This is a genomic window from Campylobacter sp. 2352 PW (genome assembly GCF_024723575.1).
In the GTDB taxonomy this organism is placed as follows: Bacteria; Campylobacterota; Campylobacteria; order Campylobacterales; family Campylobacteraceae; genus Campylobacter_D.
Genome location: NZ_JANQCX010000007.1, coordinates 16044 through 34767 on the forward strand (window position 1 = coordinate 16044; position 18724 = coordinate 34767).

The window sequence follows — 18724 nt, forward strand, 5'->3', positions numbered from 1 at the left end:
TCATTTTGAAATACCTAAAAAATTATTTTTTTGATAATAAGTTTTTATATAGCTAAGTTAAAGTAAAATAAATTTTAATTATGCTTGAATAAAAGGTTTATTATGACGCACGCAACTATAGAGCATCAATACTTTGGCATCTTTGCAATGCTTGTTATTGCAAGTGTTATATTTTTTACTTTGGTGTACATTTCTTCTAAAATAGGATCCAAACTCGCCTCTCATAATAGAAAAAAACTAGGACTTGGGATTTATGAGTGTGGGCCTATGGCTTCTAAGCAAGCAAACAAAATTAATTCTCAATTTTTTGTTTTTGCTTTGATTTTTATTTTGCTTGATATTGAAGTAGTATTTTTATTTCCTTGGGCGGTGATTTTTAAAGATTTAACCACAGAGCTTTCAAATTACGGCCTATCTTTATTTGCCTTGGTGGAAGTATTTGTTTTTATTTTATTGCTTGCAATAGGTTTTTTATACGCTTATAAAAAAGGAGCATTCGCATGGCAGAGTATCAAAAAATGAGCAATGCGCCAGTTGTTTTAACTACGGTTGATAAGTTAGTGCAATGGGGTAGGAGTAATTCTTTATGGGCACTATCTTATGGGCTTGCCTGTTGTGCTATTGAAATGATGGCAGCAGGTGGTGCAAGATATGATTTTGATAGATTTGGAACGATTTTTAGAGCAAGTCCAAGACAATCTGAAGTAATGATTATAGCGGGTACTTTAAGTAAAAAACATGCTGAATTTACAAGAAGACTTTATGATCAAATGCCTGATCCTAAATGGGTTATTTCTATGGGTTCTTGTGCAAATACCGGTGGTATGTTTAATACTTATTCTACTGTTCAAGGGGTAGATAGGATTATTCCTGTTGATATTTATGTACCAGGCTGTGCCCCACGCCCTGAAACTTTTCAATTTGCTTTGATGATTTTGCAAAAAAGAATTCGTAAAGAAAAAGCAAGCAGAAAAATAGCTCCAAAAAGGCTTATATGATGAGAAAATATAGCGATAAGAAAAATGCTCAGCTAAAAAATTATTATGAAGATAGATTTTACCATGCACCTGCAACTAAAAAGCTAAGCACAGAGGGTAGTGCTTTTGAGAGTGATCATCAAATTTTAAGCCAAGAATTTGAATTAAAAAATTCTTTTATAGAGCTTGATTTTTGGGTGATTGAAATAAATAAAGATGATAATGTTGCTATTCTTAGCAAGCTTAAAAATTTAGGTTATAGTTGTTTTACTGACGCAAGTGCGATTGATTTTGTTGCTCAAAAACAAGGTTTTGAAGTATATTATCAGCTTTTAAATATGGAGAAAAATTTAAGAGTGAGAGTAAAGACTTTCGTTGGTTTAAAAGAAAGACTTCAAAGTGTTATGAGTGTTTTTAAGGGTGCTAATTGGTGTGAGAGAGAAATATATGATATGTTTGGAATTTTCATCATCAATCATCCGAATTTAAAAAGACTTTTAATGCCTGATGATTGGTATGGACATCCTTTTTTAAAAAGCTATCCTTTGCATGGTGATGAATTTGCTAAATGGTATGAGATAGATAAAATTTTTGGAAAAGAATACCGCGAGGTAGTAGGTGAGGAAAATAGAGATCCAGGTTTTGTAGATGAAAAGGACACGCTAAACTTTAGCAGAATTTATCATGAGGTTGGTAAAGGCGAAGCTCCAAGAGAAGATAAATATCTACAAGAATATCAAGAAGAAGGCGGCGTACCTTTTGTGAAAAAAGCCAAAAGAACGCAAGTAAAAATTTTAGACAAGAGAAGATAAAATGCAAATTTCTACTAAATTAAAACCTTATTATGAAAATATAAGCTTTGAGCGTGAAGATGGTACTATGATAGTAAATCTTGGTCCCCAACATCCAAGTGCTCATGGAAATTTACGCCTTATTTTAGAACTTGATGGAGAAGAAATCACCAAGGCTGCTCCTTGTATAGGCTATATGCATCGTGGTATGGAAAAAATGGCTGAAAATATGATCTATCAAGAGTTTATCCCAACTACTGATAGAATGGATTATATCGCAGCTAGTGCAAATAATTATGCCTATGTAGCTGCTGTAGAAAAACTTTGTGGTTTGGAAATTCCACGCAGAGCAAGTGTGATAAGGATGATTTTGCTTGAGTTAAACCGCATTGCTTCGCATTTGTTATGGCTTGCTACACATGCTCTTGATATTGGTGCGATGACAGTATTTTTATACTGCTTTAGAGAGCGTGAATATGTGCTTGATCTAATAGAAAAATATTGCGGGGCAAGACTTACACATTCATCTATGAGAATAGGCGGGGTAATGCTTGATTTACCTGAAGGTTTTTTAGATGAACTTTTAGCATTTTGCAATAAATTTCCAAATGATATAAAAGATTATGAAGCTTTGCTTGATGATAATAGAATTTGGCGTGCAAGAACTGAAAATGTAGGAGTGGTAAGTAAAGAACAAGCGCTAAGTTGGGGTTGTAGCGGGGTTATGCTAAGAGGAAGCGGGATTGCTTATGATGTTAGAAAAGAAGAGCCTTATTTGCTTTATGATGAGGTAGATTTTGGCGTGCCTGTGGCTAAAATGGGTGATTCTTATGCAAGATATAAGGTTTATATGCAAGAATTTAGAGAAAGTTTGAAAATTTTAGTTCAATGTGCTAAGCTTTATCAAGATACTCCACCTGAAATTTTATGCAATCATCCTGAGTATGTAAGTGCTTCAAAAGAGCAAATTATGACACAAAATTATTCGCTTATGCAACATTTTGTCCTAGTAACTCAAGGCTTAAAACCACCAAAAGGAGAGGTGTATGTGCCAACTGAAAGTCCAAAAGGAGAGCTTGGATTTTTTATCCACTCAGATGGTAGCGGTAGACCATATAGATTAAGAGCTAGAACTCCAAGTTTTTTTCACTGTGCGTTTTTAGAAGAAATGCTTGTGGGGTCATATTTGGCTGATGCGGTGGCGATTTTAGGAAGTATTAATATAGTTTTAGGTGAGATAGACCGATGAGACGCGTGGATTTAAGAAAAAGTCAAGATTTATTTAAGGATTTAGAACAAATCATTCAAAAAGCCTATATGGATGAAGTTTTAGTGGTTTTGTTTGAAATAGGAGATTTTTCCAATGTAGAAAAAAGTTTTGCTTTCATAAAAGAGCAAAATTGTGAACTTTTAAATTCTTTAAAATTTAATCAAGTAGATTGGACTATAGTTTTTAAAAAGGTAGGACAATGAAATTAGCAAAATATCAAGAAGGCTTAAATGCTTTGTGTTTTGTGGATTTACTTTCTTTAAAAAATCCTTCACTTTGTGCTAAGCTTAACAAAAGTAAAAATTACAATATTTCCTGTTTAGAAGATAAAAATTTAAAAGCAAGCTTTTATAAATGTGAGATTGCAAGTGTGCCTTTTGTGCTTGCATTACTTTGTAAGATAAGTTTGGATACTGAATTTAATGAGCTTGATGAGGGTTATTTAAGTGCTGAATCTTGCTTTGGTGAAGAAGAGGCTTTAGAGATTTTGGAGTTTTTAAAAGAAGCAAAGTGTATTATTTTTGATGAAAATTTACACCAACATAAAGACTTTGAAAATATTAAGTATTTTTTAGAAAAACTTTGTCATAAATTTAATCTTTTGCTAATTTGCTCTAATGAAAATGAAGAAAATTTGTCAGTACAAAATTCTTTTAGTGAACTTTTAGAACTTGATAATTTTGATGGAACTATCATCATGCAAGCACCTTTAGGGGATAAAAATTTGCATTGTTCTTCATCTTTTGCTTTGATTGCCAAGGTTAAGGATGAGGATAAAATTAATTTAAAAATAAACACTCAAGAATTTACAACTATAGTAAAAATCAATCATGATTTAAAAGGCACGGTGGCTTTGTTTGATTATGAAAGCGCTGGTTTTGCTTTTTCAAAAGCTCAAGTTAAGGTTATAAAATGAAAGTTATCATTAATGGTATAGAATGTGAGGCAAATGAGGGTGAGTATATCTTAAATGTCGCAAGAAAAAATGATATTTTCATTCCTGCAATTTGTTATTTAAATGGTTGTTCTCCAACACTTGCATGTCGTATGTGTATGGTAGAAGCTGATGGTAAAAAGGTTTATTCTTGTAATACTAAAGTTAAAGAAGGTATGGTGGTAGAGAGTGATTTGCCAAATTTATGGGATGAGCGCAATGCTATCATGCAAGCATATTGTATCAACCACCCTTTACAATGTGGGGTATGTGATAAATCTGGCGAATGTGAGCTTCAAAACTTTACACACAAAGCAAGAGTAAATGTGCAAAATTATTGGATTAAAGATACCCATAAAGAGCATAAAAAATGGGGCGAGATTAATTATGATCCAGCTTTATGTATAGTGTGTGAAAGATGTATCACAGTTTGTAAAGATAAAATAGGTGAAAGCGCTTTAAAAACTACTCCAAGAGGAGCAAACGCGCCCGATGCAAGTTTTAAAGAGAGTATGAGTAAAGACGCACTAGCGATTTGGACTAAATTTCAAAAGAGTTTAATTGCGCCAAGTAGTGGTGATATGCTTGATTGTTCATTTTGTGGAGAATGTACTAGCGTATGTCCAACAGGAGCTTTGGTAGGTGCAGCTTTTCAATATACTTCTAATGCTTGGGAATTAAAGAAAATTCCAGCTAGTAATCCACATTCTAGTGATTGTGAGTTGATGTATTATGATATTAAACAAACTAGTATTAATAATCAAAAAGAAAAAATTTATAGAGTGAGTAATGATTTTGCTTTTGCTACGCTAAATAAAGCTGCAAGATATGGTTTTAATACCCAAAATGAAGTTCAAGGTAAAGATGAAAAAGCTTTTGAAAAACTAGTAAATATGATAAAAAATGATGAAATAAAAAATATTTTATTTAATAGTTTTATTACCAATGAAGAAGCTTTAATCTTGCAAAATTTAAGTAAAAAATTTAATCTTAATCTTATAAATCATGAAGCTAAAAAATTCCAAGATTTCCTAGCTTGTTTTTATCAAAATGCAAATGCAATGTATAATGCAAATACAGATGATATTACTCAAAGTGATTTTTTAATCATCGTAGGTTCATTTTTACGCTATGATGCGCCAACGCTAGGATATAAAGTTAATAACGCTTTAGTGATGAATAAAGGTGCGGGACTATATTTTCACCCTATAAAAGATAAGGGTGTGGATAAATATTCTAAAAATTTCTTGCAGATTAATCATGATATTAAAGATAATGAAAATATTTTATTGTTTATCTTGCAAAAATTTGCTAAAGAGTTTCCACAAGAATTTAAAAATACATTAGAAAATGCGTATTATCAAGGCACTAAAGAAATAGAAGAAACTATTAATGAAGAAGTTATTGAAAAGATAGAAAAGCAAAATGAAAATGGCGAAACTATTATAGAAGAAGTTAAAAAGCTTGTGCCTAAAAAAATTAAAAAAAGCATAGAGGTGCAAAGATCAAATTATGCGAAAAATCTTGGCATAGATGAGGATATTTTAGAAACTTTGCTCGCAAAAAAGCAAAAATTTACACTTGTTATAGGAAGTGATTTTTACTATGACGAGCAAAGTGTAAAGCTAGCAAAACTTTGTGCTTTGGTGCAAAAATATACTGATTTTAAAGTCTTTTTAAATCCAACTTGTACCAATACTTTAGGCGTGAGTTTAATTTGTGATTTAAGTCAAGATTTTCAAGCGGGAAAAACACTAGGTTATAACGAAAAAGGCGATTTTACTTTTTCTTATGATGGGCATTTTGATCTTGCAAGTTCTAGTTTAAATCAACAAGAAGGTAGCTTTGTAAATTATGACAAAAGATTAGTTCCTACAAATGCAGCTTTAGAATTTAAAGGTTATTTTTTAAATGATTTAGCAAATGCTTTAGGTTTTGATGAGGAATTTACAATCAACTATACTAAATTTTTACCACAAAATAAAGGCTTTATGGCAATTGATTTTGATGAGTTGGAAAATCATTATGATAATGGTGGGGCAAATCATAGAGGCTATGAGCTTGATTTTTCTCATTTTGAGTTTGAAAAAACATTAAGCACTCAAGAAGTCAAAGAGCAAAATGAAGGAAATTTAACCTTATATCATGCAAATAGCATTCATCAGTTTTCAAAGCTTAGCAATAGAGCTTTTAATGAGGTTGGAGCTTTATTTTTATCGTCTGATTTAATGCAAAAATTTGATTTAAACCAAGATGATAGTGTTATTTTAAAAAATGAAAAAACTCAAATTGCTATAAGTGTAAAATGCGATGAATCTTTAGAAAATGGAGCGTATTTGGGGGATTATGATAGTAAGATTGATTTTAAATCTTTATTTAATAATACTCGATATGCAAAAGTTTGGCTTGAAAAAGTAGGAGCTAAAATATGAGTGATATTACTTTTTTTATTATAGAAACAATTATCAAATGCGTGCTTGTTATAGCTATTTTTGCAACTTTAGCAGGCTTGGCAACTTATCTTGAAAGAAAGGCTTTGGCTTTATTTCATCGTCGTTTAGGGCCTGATATGGTAGGTCCTTTTGGATTGCTTCAAGTAGTTGCTGATATGATTAAGCTTTTTACTAAAGAAGATATAGTGCCAACTTATGCTCAAAAAGTGGTGTTTTTAATCGCTCCATTGATTGCAGCAATTTGTGCTTTTGTGGCAATTGCAGCTATACCTATTTTTCCTGAATTTACTTTATTTGGTAGAGTGATTCGTCCTATTATTGCTGATATTAATGTGGCTTTATTATTTGTCATAGGTATGGGCGGGGTTAGTTTTTATGCGATTTTTTTAGGAGGCTTGGCTAGTAATAATAAATGGTCATTGTTAGGTGGGGCAAGAGGGCTTGTTTCTATCATTTCTTATGAGAGTGTTGCAGGTCTTTCTTTGGTATGTGTTGTAATGCTTGTTGGCTCTTTGTCTTTAGTAGATATTAATAACTATCAAAGTGAAGGCATACTTTCTTGGCTTATTTTTAAACAACCTTTGGCTTTTATTTTGTTTGTGATAGCTATTTTTATAGAAACTAATAGAACTCCACTTTGTTTAAGTGAAAACGAAACTGAACTTGTTTCAGGTTATGGCACTGAATATAGTGGGCTTAGATGGGGTATGTTTTTTATCGGAGAATATACAGCCATGATAACAGGAGCGATTATGATATCGCTTTTATTTTTGGGTGGATTTAATGATTTTTGGATTATACCAGGGGCTATTATGATGCTTTTGAAAGTGTCTTTTGTGTTCTTTTGGTATTTTTGGGCTAGAGGGGCTTTTCCGCAACTGCGTCCTGATCAAGTAATGAGAATGTGTTATTTGATTTTAATTCCTTTAGCGGTTTTAAATTTATTAATTAGTGCTTTAGTACTTGTGATATAGGAAAAACAATGAAAAAAGGTTATTTTAAAGTAGATTTTGAGCGTAAAAATCCTCAAAATGCTTATGAAAAATTCATACAAGTAATCAAGCGTTCTTTAAATACAGAACTTTTTGTAGGTTTATTTGTCGTATTAAGAGAAATGTTTAAAAAAAATAATAGTGCAACGATTAAATACCCTATGGAAAAAGTTGCTTTAGATAATCGCTACCGTGCGGTACATCGTTTGATGCGTTTTATTGAAAGTGAAAATGAATGTTGTATTGGTTGTGGCTTGTGCGAAAAAATTTGCATTAGTAATTGCATAAGAATGGAAACAAGTTTAAGCGAAGATGGACGCAAAAAGGTTGAAAATTATAGTATCAATTTAGGACGTTGTATTTATTGTGGCTTTTGTGCTGATGTTTGTCCTGAACTTGCTATTGTACATGGTAAAGAGTATGAAAATGCAGCAGAGCAAAGATCGTATTTTGGTCAAAAGCAAGATTTTTTAACTCCTATCGATGAGCTTAAAAATCAAGTGGTATTTGAAGGAAGTGGTAGTTTAAGAAAAGATGCTGATGATTTAGTAAAGAAAACTCCAAATTATTATGAGATAGATTTGCAAAGACAGCAAGATACCCCAAAGGAAGAAAATGTTTGAAACGATAGCTTTTTGTTTGTTAAGTGTTTTGGTATTGGGATTTTTTCTAATTAGCGTTTTAAGTACTAGTGTACTTTATGCTATTAGTTCTTTGGCTGCAGCTATGGTGTTTTTGAGCGGATTTTATTTTTTACTTAATGCTGAATTTATTGGAGCGATTCAAATTATCGTTTATAGCGGGGCTATTTTAGGTCTTTATAGTTTTGCTATGATGTTTTTTGATGCTTCGATAAAAGTAAAGGAAAGTCTAAAAGGTAAAAGAGTATTTATTTTTGCTGTGATTTTTAGTGCTATTTTGTTAATTAGTATTATTATGGGCTATAACTTTGGTTTAAATGAAACTAGTGAAGTTTATGATCTTGATTCAACTCAGCAAATAGGTTTTATTTTATTTACAAAATACATGCTTGCTTTTGAATTTATGGCAATTTTACTTTTAATAGCTTTAATTTGCGCTATAGCACTTACTCAAAAAAATATAAAAAAGGATGAGCAATGATGTTAGAAAAATACTACATTGTGGCTATTTTGATGTTTATCATTGGTCTAATAGGTATTATAAAACGCCAAAATTTAATTATGCTTTTTATTTCAAGTGAAATTTTATTAAACGCTGCTAATTTAGCTTTAGTTACAGCAGGAGCTTCTCATAAAGATATTGAAGGACAAATTTTTGCTTTATTTGTAATGGGGGTTGCAGCTTGTGAGGTAGCTGTTGGGATAGCACTTTGTGTTTTATGGTATAGAAAAACAGGAACACTAGAGCTTAGTTCTTTAGCTGAAAAAGGAGAGTTAAAATGCAAAATTTAGCTTTAATTGCACTTTTTTCTCCTTTAGTTTCAGCTATTGTTTTAGGTATTTTTGCTTTTAGTGCTAAGAAAATTATTTTAGGTTATTTAGCTTCTTTGCTTATAGCTTTTTCAGCACTTGCTTCAATTATTTTATTAAGCAATGGAGTGCATTTTAATTTTGAACTTGGTACTTGGATATCTTTGGTAGATGTTAGTTTTGGTTTTAAAATAGACTCCATTACTTTAATTATGATGAATGTAGTAAGTATAGTTGCTACTTTTGTGCATTTATATAGTATATTTTATATGGAGCATGATGAAGGGTTTAATCGCTATTTTAGTTATTTAGGGCTTTTTGTTTTTTCTATGATGTTCTTGATTATGAGTGATAATTTCTTAGGACTTTTCATAGGTTGGGAGGGCGTTGGACTTTGCTCATGGCTTTTGATAGGTTTTTGGTATCATAATGAAAAATATACCTTTGCTGCTAATGAAGCATTTATCATGAATAGAATTGCAGATTTGGCTTTGCTTTTAGGAATTTTCTTAATTTATATAGAGTTCAATTCTTTAAAATACGATGAGTTTTTTACCCTTTTATCTTTAGGGCATGAAAATGATATGATTTTGATTTTAATAGCACTTTTACTTTTTGTGGGCGCTATGGGTAAATCAGCACAATTTCCTTTCCATACTTGGCTTGCTGATGCTATGGCAGGACCTACACCAGTTTCAGCACTAATCCATGCTGCGACTATGGTTACTGCTGGAGTTTATTTGGTGATTCGTGCTGGAGAGCTTTATTTACAAGTTCCTGAAGTAGGATATTTTATTGCTATACTTGGAGCTTTTGTAGCACTTTTTGCCGCTTCTATGGCTATGGTGGCTAAAGACTTAAAGAGAATTATTGCTTATTCAACGCTTTCTCAACTTGGGTATATGTTTGTAGCAGCAGGTCTTGGGGCTTATGCTATAGCTTTATTTCATCTAGCAACCCATGCATTTTTTAAATCTTTATTGTTCTTAGGTGCAGGTAATGTTATGCATGCGATGAATGATAAGCTTGATATTAGCAAGATGGGTGGACTTTATAAAAGTATGCGTTTTAGTGCTATTTTAATGCTTATAGGCTCTTTGGCTTTGGCAGGAATTTATCCTTTTGCAGGATTTTTCTCTAAAGATTTAATTTTAGGATTTTCTTTTATAAGTCATCATCATGGAATTTTCTTGGTGCTTTTAATAGCAGCTTTTATGACAGCTTTTTATAGTTTTAGACTTTTAATGCTTGTATTTTTTACTCCAAAAAGACATGAAGAACATCCTCATGAAGCTAGTAAAATAGCCTTGCTTGCGATGAGTCCCTTGGCTTTACTTGCTATTATTGCAGGATTTTTTGAGCATAGTTTTATGGAGTTTGTAAGTCAAAACTTAGCTTTTATTGATGGACAAAATTCTTTAGTTATGGCGCTTGCAAGTGCTGCTGCAGTGCTTGGGGTATTTTTAGCTATTGTAGCTTATTGGAAAAATTGGTTTAAACCTTCACTTTCTAAAACAAGTATTTATAAGCTTTTGTTTAATGAATACTATATACCAAGGTTTTATCATCAATTTATTGTTAGTAAATATGCTTTATTTTGTGAATTTTTAAGAAAAGCTGATAAAGAAATTTTAGATACTTTGGTAGATAGTGTTGCATTTTTCCTTAAAACTTTTGCTAGAACTCTTAGCATAGGTAGGGATTATTCTTTGGTTTTAAGAATTACAGTGTTGGCTTTTGTATGTTTATTTTGTTTAGCGTTGGCGGTGTAGAATGCTTAGTTTATTAATGTTATTTCCATTTTTTGCAGCTTTTATAGCTTTGTTTTTACAAAAAGAAGATTTTAAAACTTTTGCTATTTTAATTAGCTTTTTGATTTTAGTTTTTAATGTTTTTTTATTGTTTAATTATCATAATGGTATAGCTTATGAGTTTAGCTTAAATTCTTTGATAGTTAATTTTCATATAGGTGTAGATGCTATAGCACTTTATTTAATGCTGCTTTGTTCTATTATGATTTTTTTATCTTTTGTATGTTTGGATATTCAAGATAAAAGTGTTGTAGTAAGTATATTTTTATTGCAATTTTGTATTATAGGGCTTTTTGCTTCATTAGATGCTTTATTATTTTATGTATTTTGGGAGTTTTCTCTTATACCACTTATTTATTTAATAGGTAGGTATTCAGATAATTATAAAGCAGGGATTAAATTTTTTATTTATGCATTTTGTGGTTCTATGCTCATGCTTTTAGCGATTATTTATGTAGGATTTTTGTATTATCAAAGTTTTGGGTATTGGAGTTTTGATTTACTTGCTTGGTATAAGAGTGAATTTTTCATACCTGAAAGTGTGCAAAACTTAATCTTTATAGGATTTTTTATCGCTTTTGCAATTAAAAGCCCTTTGTTTCCTTTCCATACTTGGGCACCAAAAGTTTATGCAAAAAGTCCGACTTTAGTATCTGTAATGCTTGTTAGTTTTAAAATGGCTCCTTTTGGATTTTTAAGATTTATTTTGCCTTTAACACCTGATACTTTAAATCATTATTATTCTTTACTTGCTATTTTATGTATAGTTGGAATTTTATATGCAGCTTTAATTGCTTTTAAAACTAAAGATTTAAAAGAATTAATTGCTTATAGCTCAATTTCGCATTTGGGTGTGGTGATTTTGGGTATTGTGACTTTTACTTATAATGGGGTAAGTGGTTCTGTATTTTACATGTTTGCACATGGTATAGTAACAGGTGGTTTGTTTTTGGCTGCTTATATGCTTTATAAAAGATATCATACTTTTGATTTAGACTTTTATAAAAATTTAGCTAAAACAACTCCATTGTTTAGTTTTTTCTTTGCGGTGTTATTATTTTCATCTATTTCACTGCCTTTGACTATTTCTTTTGTAGGTGAGTTTTTAATTTTACAAGGCATAGCAAGTGTGAATTTGTGGTATGCATTATTTGCAGGTGGTGTGATTATTTTAGGGGCTATTTATATGCTAAATATTTATAGAAATATGTTTTTTGCCACTAGTGAAGAAAAAATGGAGAAATTAATATTAAAAAAAGGCGAAATTTTTGTGTTGAGTATTTTAAGTGCCTTGGTAATTTATTTAGGGATAGCTCCAAGCGCTATGCTCGATCAAATTGCTTTGAATGTAAATAGCATTCTTGAAGTTATGCAAACAAGAAATATTGCAATAGAAAATCAAAAAATCATAGATGATATAAGAGGTTTTTAATGAGTGGCTTTAGTTTAGAAAAATTCAATTTTGTATTATTATTTCCTGTGTTGTCATTGCTTTTTTGGGCTATTGTTTTGCTTTTATTGGATGCATTTAAAAAGCTTTCTAGAAATTTTTATATAGGAGCAAGTGTTATAGCTTTATTTAGCGCTTTGTGTTTTTTATTGCTTTATAATGGCTTTGTTTTAGATAATTCTCATGCCTTTTTTGGTTTATTTGTAAGTGATAATTATGCAATTTTTGCTCAAATAGTTATTTTAGTTTTTTCAATGCTTTATTTATTAATGGATAAAGATGAGCAAAAGGCAGAGTTTTTTTCTTTGTTTTTATTTATGATTGCTTCTTTGATATTGATGATATCAAGTACTAATTTAATTGTAATTTTCCTAGCCTTAGAAGGTTCTTCTTTAGCTCTTTATACGTTAATAGCACTAAGAGGAACTCATAATGCTATTAGCTCTAGTATAAAGTACTTTACTTTAGCTGCGGTAGGCGCTGGGTTTTTTGTCTTTGCTTGTGCTTTTGTGTATTTAAAAATTAAGTCTTTGGATTTAGATAATTTATTGCATTCTGAATATATTTCAGATCCTATCTTGCTTTGTGCTGGAGTAATGTTTTTAGTTATTGTTGGAGTAAAACTTTCTATTGCACCTTTTCATTTTTGGTTAAAAGATGTGTATTGTGGTGTACATACAAATTTTATAGCATTTATATCAATTGTTCCAAAAATAGCTATGATAATAGTAGTTTTAAGAATTTTTTCTGCTTTGGGTGGTGGGGTAAAATTTGAATACATAGTAGCATTGCTGGCGATTTTTTCTATGCTTGTTGTAAGTATTGTAGCTTTAATCCAAAAAGATGTGAAAAAAATGCTAGCATATAGTTCTATTACTCATTCTTCTTTTATATTAGCAGTTATTGTTTCTAGTATGAGTGTGAGTTCTCAAGGAGATGAGACTTCTTATTTGCTTTCAATTTTTGCTTTATTTGTGTATTGGATTTCTTTTGCTTTTGCAAATTATGGAATTTTTTTGATATTGAGTTTATTTCAAAAAAGTTCATTTGAGAGTTTTTCAGGCTTGTTTGATCAAAGACCAGTATTGTCTATAACGCTAGCTATATTCATTTTGTGTATAGCAGGTATTCCGCCTTTTGGGATTTTTTGGGGTAAAATTTTAATTTTAGCTTCTATTTTAAACTCAGGCTATTATGTACTTGTATTTGCTATAGCTTTAAGTTCTATGATTATGCTTTATGCTTATTTAAAAATTTTAATTTATGTTTTTTTCAAAAAAGCTCAAATCATAGAAAGTGCAAACTTAGATGTAAAACAAAAGATTATTTTATGCTTGTGTTTGATTGGAAGTGTTTCTTGCGTGTTTTTGCTTTTGTAAAATAATATTGCTATAATCACGCTTATGATAAGGGTTTTATTTTTATTTTTATTAAGTATAACTTATACATTTTCTTTTGAAATTATTGTTAATAAAGGGGAAGAGCATAAACGCCCTTTTACGCTTTTGCATTTAAAAGATGATAAGGATTTTACTTGCAAAAGTGTTTTTGAATTTGAAAAAACCCATTTTGAGTGCAATGTTTTAGGTGTTAGCAATATGCAGTTTCAAAATAAAGAATTTGATGATTTTACGATTTATTTTGAAAAGCACCAAACTTTTTTGACAATCAAAATCTATCCTAAAATTTTAGCTAAGATGTTTAATTATTCTCAAGATATTTTTAATGCTAAAGAAATTCAAAGTCAAAGTGAAGATGCTTCTAAGCATTTTGTATTTATTTTTACTAAAGATTTAAGATATTATAAACCTAGTGATGGGCTTGATTTTGATATTTATTTTGATGATGCATTAATGCCTTATATTGGAGCGTTAGATTTAAATTCTAATCCTATGGAAACTTCAAAAAGTGCAGATTTTAACGCTTATTTTAGTATAAAACAAGAATATGAAGCAAAAAAATATGATCAGGTTTTAAGGGATGCAACTAGCGCTATTAAGCGTTATCAGGGTAGTGTATTTATGAATGAATTTGAGCTTTATAAATTAAGAGCTCAAAATAAACTATACACCTATGAACTTGATAAAGACCAAGTAATTTTAGAGCAAATGTTAGATGATGCTAAAAGATGGGTAAGAACTTATATTAACGATAAAGATTATACAGAAGTGATGTATATTATGATGAGAGTTTATATGGGTTTATCGCAAAGATCTAATGTTGAATATATTATAGATACTTTAAATACTGAACACAAAGGCGATAAATATACTATAATGGCTTTACTTGATTATGCAGATTATTTGTATCATTTGGGTAAAAAAAATACCGCAAATAATATTTATCAAGATGTGTATTATTCTACTCCAAATGCAGATTTAGCCAGTAGAGCTGCTTTATTTTTATCAAAAAATCATCTAGAGGCAAAAAATATAAAAGAAGCCAAAGAATTAGCAAATAAAATTTTAGAATCAAACCCTGAATTTTTCATGAGCGATTTAGAAAATTCTTTATTATTAGCAAAAGCTTTTGCTAATAATAGGGTTTATGATTTAAGTTCTAAAATTTATGAGTATATTTTTACGCATTTAACCAAGGTAGATAAAGAATATGAAAGAGTATTAAAAGATCTTGCCTTGTCTTTATTAAATGCAAATGAGCATATTAAAGCTCAAAAATATTTAGATCTTTATGCAGAAGATTTTCCTTTGGGTGAATATGTGAGTTTAATTAAAGAAGCACAAGATAAAAACTTTTTATATTTAAAAGATGCTAATGCAAGTTTTTTGCATCAAAAATATGAAGAAATTATGAAAAAATACGCTGGAGAAATTTCTAGTAAGGCGCTGTTTGATAATGTCAAATTATATTTTCAAGAAAAAAATTATGAAAAGGTTATAAGTTATCAAAAAGACATTGAAAAATACTCCAATAAAGAAGTAAAAAATCTTTTAGAACAAGCTGCTATTTTGGTTTTAGAGCAAAGATTAAAAAATGATGAGTGTTTGGCTGCTATTAAAATATATGATGATTTTAAAGCTTATAATATAGGAGGCAAAATACAAAATAAAAAGCAAATGCTTGAATGTTTTAAACGCACAACGCGCATAGAAGAAGCTAAAAAATACATAGTGGAAAATGAAAACGATGATATTATCTTTTATAAGCTTCAAAGTGCTGATTTAGCTCTTAAAGATAAACGCTATAACTTTGTTATAAAAACAATTAGCGATATTTTAAACACAAGAACGATTATTAGTGATAATGAAAAATTTGAAGCAAATTATATTAAATTTTTTGCCGAACTTAGATTGCAAGATTATAATGCCATGATAAGAACTTTACAAAAACTAGAGCAATTTCCTATGAATTATCGTATGGTGGAATTATATTATGAGTTTTTGCGTTATTGTGAAAAAAATAATTTTCTAACAAGTATTTTAAACTATGCTCCAAAGGCTATTGATTATCAAAACTTAAAGGGAGTAAATCTTTTTAGTCCCGATTTAGAATTTATCTATATCAAAGCTTTAAAACAAAGCAATCAAGCTCAAAAAGCCTTAACTTTGTTTAAAGACTTACTTGCTAATCCTTTAAAAGATGATGAGCGCGCAAGAGTTTTTTATGTGCAAAGCAATATTTATGAAGATTTAAAAGATGTGCAAAATCAAAAACAAAGTTTGCAAAATTGTATAGATATTAACACAACAAGCAATTGGCAAAATTTATGTAAAGATAAATTAAATGTCTTAAATACTCAGCCTTGATATTTTTTTAAAATATAAGCTTTTAAATTCTCATAAGCACTTTGAAAATCTAAAATTTCTTTATTGAATTTTTTATTAAAAGTTCTTTGTCTTTTGGCAAGTTGTCTTGTATGGATGATGATGAGCTCTTCAAGCTCATTTAAATTTATTTTTTTATCTAAAAACTCTTTGCATTCTTTTAAACCTATGGAATTTAGTGCTTTTAAATGATGATCATAATTATCAAATAACATTTTAGCTTCATCTATTAAGCCCTCATTTAGCATATTTTTAGTGCGCTTGATAATGCGTTTTTCTAAAAGATCTTTTTGCCAAGAAATTTCAAAAATATCAAGTTTTTTAATCAAAGCTTCTTGTTTGGTTTCTTTTAAAACTTCACTTGGAATTTTATTGGTTTGCTCATAAATTCCAAGCCATTTTTTCAAACGATAAGTATCGTTTTTTTCTATTTTTGCTTGTGGATCAATTTTTATCATTAAATGATAAATTTCATCATTACTTAGTGTGCTTTGGCTTTCTTTGAAATTTTCACTCAAACCGTCCATTAAGGCTTTTAGATAAAAACTAGTTCCACCTGTGATGATAAGCATTTGATTGTTTTTTTGAGCAAAGGCTTTTGCTTTTTTGTATTCTTCAAAAAACAAAGCAATGTTAAAATGCTCATTGACATTTAACAAATTTATACCAAAATAATCAAGCTCATCTAGGGTTTTTTGCTCTGTTTTTGCTGAAGCGATGTTGATTTGTTTATACACGCAAAGACTATCAAGGCTTAAAATGCTTGCGTTAAATTCATAAGCTAGTTTATTAGCAAGTTCTGTTTTGCCACTTGCAGTGGTTCCAATGAGTGCAAATTCAAAAAACATCGTAAAAATATCCTAAATTTAAAATTATTTTAGTAAAATCATAACAAAAATATATTATAAAGAGAAAAAATGCCTATATTAAAAGAAAAATTGAAAGATATTTTAGACTTGATAGTTTTTAAGCATTCTATTTTTGCTTTGCCCTTTTTATTTACTTCAATGATTGTGGCTTCTGTTATTTTAAATGATAGCACTTGGTTTGGCTTTAAGGCTTTATTTTTAGGTGTTATTTGTGCAGTGAGTGCAAGAAATTTTGCAATGGCGATTAATCGTTTGATGGATGAGGATATTGACAAAAATAATCCAAGGTGTGCAAATAGACCTAATATCGATGGGCGTATAGGTAAAACTAGTATTTTACTTTTTATTATTTTAAATGCTATTGTTTTTGTTTTGGCAAGTTATTTTATTAATAAGCTAGCTTTTGCTCTTTCCTTGCCGGTATTATTTATTTTAGCTATTTATTCAGCTTTTAAAAGATTTTCATCCTTAGCGCATTTAGTATTAGGATTTTGCCTAGGGCTTGCTCCTATTGCAGGTAGCATTGTAGTTTTGGGAAGTATTGAAATTTATAGTGTGATTTTGTGTTTGGGTGTTACTTTTTGGACAGCTGGTTTTGATTTGCTTTATGCTTTGCAAGATATGGAATATGATAAAAAAACAGGCTTGTATTCTATACCTGCTAAATTTGGGCTTGAGGCAACCTTATTTATCTCAGCGTTTTGTCATGTTTTAGCAGTGCTTTTTTGGCTTTTATTTGTTTGGGTGGCTCCAACGGGAAATATTGCCTTTTTAGGCGTGATAATTAGTGCGATTATTTTATTTTTTGAACACCGCATAGTTAGAAAGAATTTTGCAAAAATCGATAAAGCATTTTTTACTTTAAATGGGTATTTAAGTATAGTGTTTTTTATATTTATTTGGGTTGATCTTTTATGGAGATAAATTTTTTTAAAAGTTCGTTAGAGCTTGAGTTTGAAGAGAGTAAAGAAAGATATGAAGAATTTTTACAAGAATATCTTTCAAGTAATAATTATGTCAATTTAAACAAATGGAAAAAGCTTGCCTCAAGAGTGGAATTTAGCGAAGGTGAGCAAATTATTTTTGATTTGCTTATGGATTTAAAACAAGAATTGTATTTGATAAAAAATGATATCAATAAAACAAAATTATTTACAGATTTAAAATATAAAGCTTTTGTGGTAGGTGTAAATTTTGCACACATTCAATTTAAAGAAAAGTGTTTGACTCAAGATGAGGAATATTATGCAAGATTTGAGTTAAATGGTCAAAAAATTAGTATTTTTTTTAAAGCTTTAAATGAAAATGAGGCAAAAATCACACAAATAAAAGCAGAAGATGAGCTTGTGTATGATAATTTTGTGGCAAATATGCAAAGAGCGATGATTAAGATTTTAAAGGAGCAAGAAAATGGGTAGTGATTTATTATTGTGGCTTGTGGTAGCTTTATTAATTTTTGCTATGTTTGCTTATATGATGATAAAAGAAAAAGAAAGTATTGCTAAGATTAACGAGCTTGGTAAGATGATAGAAGATTTAAATAAGCAATATCATTATTTAAAAAAAGAAAGTTTAGATGAACAAGAGCAAGAAAAAGAGGAAATAGATACTGAAGCCATTAAAGAAGAGCTAAAAGAAGAACTTTTGCAGGTATTAGAACAAAAAATTAATCAAAATATCCTTCCTATTTTAAGTGCTTTAAAAGAAGTAGAAGAGGTGATTGAAGAATTTCAAAGTGAGCAAAAAAATCGTTTATTAAATTTAGAACAAAAAACCCAAAGTATTACAAAATTAAGCCCAAGCTATGATAATGAAGAACAAAAGGTAATAGAGCTTTTTAATCAAAAAAAATCCATTGAGCAAATTGCCAAAGATTTGCGTATAGGTATGGGCAGGGTTGAGCTTATTTTGAAATTTAATAAATTATTATAAAGGCCTTTG

19 protein-coding genes are annotated in these 18724 nt (G+C 29.9%); 18 read left to right on the forward strand and 1 reads right to left on the reverse strand.

The features are described from left to right. Positions 1-102 precede the first annotated feature (102 nt). Genes CAMP5121_RS05070 through CAMP5121_RS05140 form a run of 15 tightly spaced genes read left to right on the forward strand, consistent with a single transcriptional unit; the run spans position 103 to position 15896 of the window. Positions 103-522, forward strand: a complete 420-nt coding sequence (locus tag CAMP5121_RS05070) for an NAD(P)H-quinone oxidoreductase subunit 3 (RefSeq protein WP_263725186.1) — start codon at positions 103-105, stop codon at positions 520-522. Beyond that, complete coding sequence (locus CAMP5121_RS05075) at positions 501-998, forward strand: NuoB/complex I 20 kDa subunit family protein (RefSeq protein ID WP_039619352.1); 498 nt, start codon at positions 501-503, stop codon at positions 996-998. The genes CAMP5121_RS05070 and CAMP5121_RS05075 overlap by 22 nt, the downstream gene beginning before the upstream one ends. Beyond that, positions 998-1789, forward strand: a complete 792-nt coding sequence (locus CAMP5121_RS05080) for an NADH-quinone oxidoreductase subunit C (RefSeq protein ID WP_337214966.1) — start codon at positions 998-1000, stop codon at positions 1787-1789. Before CAMP5121_RS05075 ends, CAMP5121_RS05080 begins: the two co-directional genes overlap by 1 nt. A gap of 1 nt (position 1790) precedes the next feature. Next, positions 1791-3017, forward strand: coding sequence for an NADH dehydrogenase (quinone) subunit D (nuoD, locus tag CAMP5121_RS05085; protein WP_039619347.1), 1227 nt, complete (start codon positions 1791-1793; stop codon positions 3015-3017). Beyond that, a complete protein-coding gene (locus CAMP5121_RS05090; RefSeq protein WP_263702290.1) occupies positions 3014-3241 on the forward strand; it encodes an NADH-ubiquinone oxidoreductase subunit E family protein in 228 nt (75 codons plus the stop codon). The genes nuoD and CAMP5121_RS05090 overlap by 4 nt, the downstream gene beginning before the upstream one ends. Next, positions 3238-3954, forward strand: coding sequence for a hypothetical protein (locus tag CAMP5121_RS05095; protein ID WP_337214967.1), 717 nt, complete (start codon positions 3238-3240; stop codon positions 3952-3954). Before CAMP5121_RS05090 ends, CAMP5121_RS05095 begins: the two co-directional genes overlap by 4 nt. Beyond that, positions 3951-6404, forward strand: a complete 2454-nt coding sequence (locus CAMP5121_RS05100; protein WP_337214968.1) for an NADH-quinone oxidoreductase subunit G — start codon at positions 3951-3953, stop codon at positions 6402-6404. The genes CAMP5121_RS05095 and CAMP5121_RS05100 overlap by 4 nt, the downstream gene beginning before the upstream one ends. After that, complete coding sequence (gene nuoH, locus CAMP5121_RS05105) at positions 6401-7399, forward strand: NADH-quinone oxidoreductase subunit NuoH (protein WP_039619340.1); 999 nt, start codon at positions 6401-6403, stop codon at positions 7397-7399. Before CAMP5121_RS05100 ends, nuoH begins: the two co-directional genes overlap by 4 nt. A gap of 8 nt (positions 7400-7407) precedes the next feature. Continuing rightward, positions 7408-8040: an NADH-quinone oxidoreductase subunit NuoI gene (gene nuoI, locus CAMP5121_RS05110; RefSeq protein ID WP_039629100.1), complete on the forward strand. Its 633-nt coding sequence runs from the start codon at positions 7408-7410 to the stop codon at positions 8038-8040. Further along, complete coding sequence (locus CAMP5121_RS05115) at positions 8033-8539, forward strand: NADH-quinone oxidoreductase subunit J (RefSeq protein ID WP_337214969.1); 507 nt, start codon at positions 8033-8035, stop codon at positions 8537-8539. Before nuoI ends, CAMP5121_RS05115 begins: the two co-directional genes overlap by 8 nt. Next, positions 8539-8850 (forward strand): NADH-quinone oxidoreductase subunit NuoK, encoded by a 312-nt coding sequence (gene nuoK / locus CAMP5121_RS05120; protein ID WP_039667768.1) that lies wholly within the window; start codon positions 8539-8541, stop codon positions 8848-8850. Before CAMP5121_RS05115 ends, nuoK begins: the two co-directional genes overlap by 1 nt. Next, a complete protein-coding gene (gene nuoL / locus CAMP5121_RS05125) occupies positions 8838-10640 on the forward strand; it encodes an NADH-quinone oxidoreductase subunit L (RefSeq protein WP_337214970.1) in 1803 nt (600 codons plus the stop codon). Before nuoK ends, nuoL begins: the two co-directional genes overlap by 13 nt. Before the next feature lies 1 nt (position 10641). Then, positions 10642-12111: a complex I subunit 4 family protein gene (locus tag CAMP5121_RS05130; protein WP_337214971.1), complete on the forward strand. Its 1470-nt coding sequence runs from the start codon at positions 10642-10644 to the stop codon at positions 12109-12111. Then, entirely contained in the window at positions 12111-13508 is a 1398-nt protein-coding gene (locus tag CAMP5121_RS05135; RefSeq protein ID WP_337214972.1) for an NADH-quinone oxidoreductase subunit N, read from the forward strand. The genes CAMP5121_RS05130 and CAMP5121_RS05135 overlap by 1 nt, the downstream gene beginning before the upstream one ends. Before the next feature lie 24 nt (positions 13509-13532). Continuing rightward, a complete protein-coding gene (locus tag CAMP5121_RS05140; RefSeq protein ID WP_337214973.1) occupies positions 13533-15896 on the forward strand; it encodes a tetratricopeptide repeat protein in 2364 nt (787 codons plus the stop codon). Here CAMP5121_RS05140 and miaA read toward each other — a convergent pair. After that, entirely contained in the window at positions 15887-16762 is an 876-nt protein-coding gene (gene miaA, locus CAMP5121_RS05145) for a tRNA (adenosine(37)-N6)-dimethylallyltransferase MiaA (RefSeq protein ID WP_263679521.1), read from the reverse strand. The two genes, CAMP5121_RS05140 and miaA, sit on opposite strands and share 10 nt — an antisense overlap. Positions 16763-16831: 69 nt before the next feature. On the opposite strand from miaA, the gene mqnP reads away from it, so the two are divergent. From mqnP to CAMP5121_RS05160, 3 genes are read left to right on the forward strand one after another with little or no spacing between them, the layout of a single operon-like run. After that, positions 16832-17707, forward strand: a complete 876-nt coding sequence (mqnP, locus tag CAMP5121_RS05150; protein WP_263663876.1) for a menaquinone biosynthesis prenyltransferase MqnP — start codon at positions 16832-16834, stop codon at positions 17705-17707. Further along, a complete protein-coding gene (locus CAMP5121_RS05155; RefSeq protein WP_263663877.1) occupies positions 17698-18201 on the forward strand; it encodes a hypothetical protein in 504 nt (167 codons plus the stop codon). Before mqnP ends, CAMP5121_RS05155 begins: the two co-directional genes overlap by 10 nt. Beyond that, complete coding sequence (locus CAMP5121_RS05160) at positions 18194-18715, forward strand: hypothetical protein (protein WP_263663878.1); 522 nt, start codon at positions 18194-18196, stop codon at positions 18713-18715. Before CAMP5121_RS05155 ends, CAMP5121_RS05160 begins: the two co-directional genes overlap by 8 nt. The last annotated feature ends 9 nt before the right edge of the window (positions 18716-18724 follow it).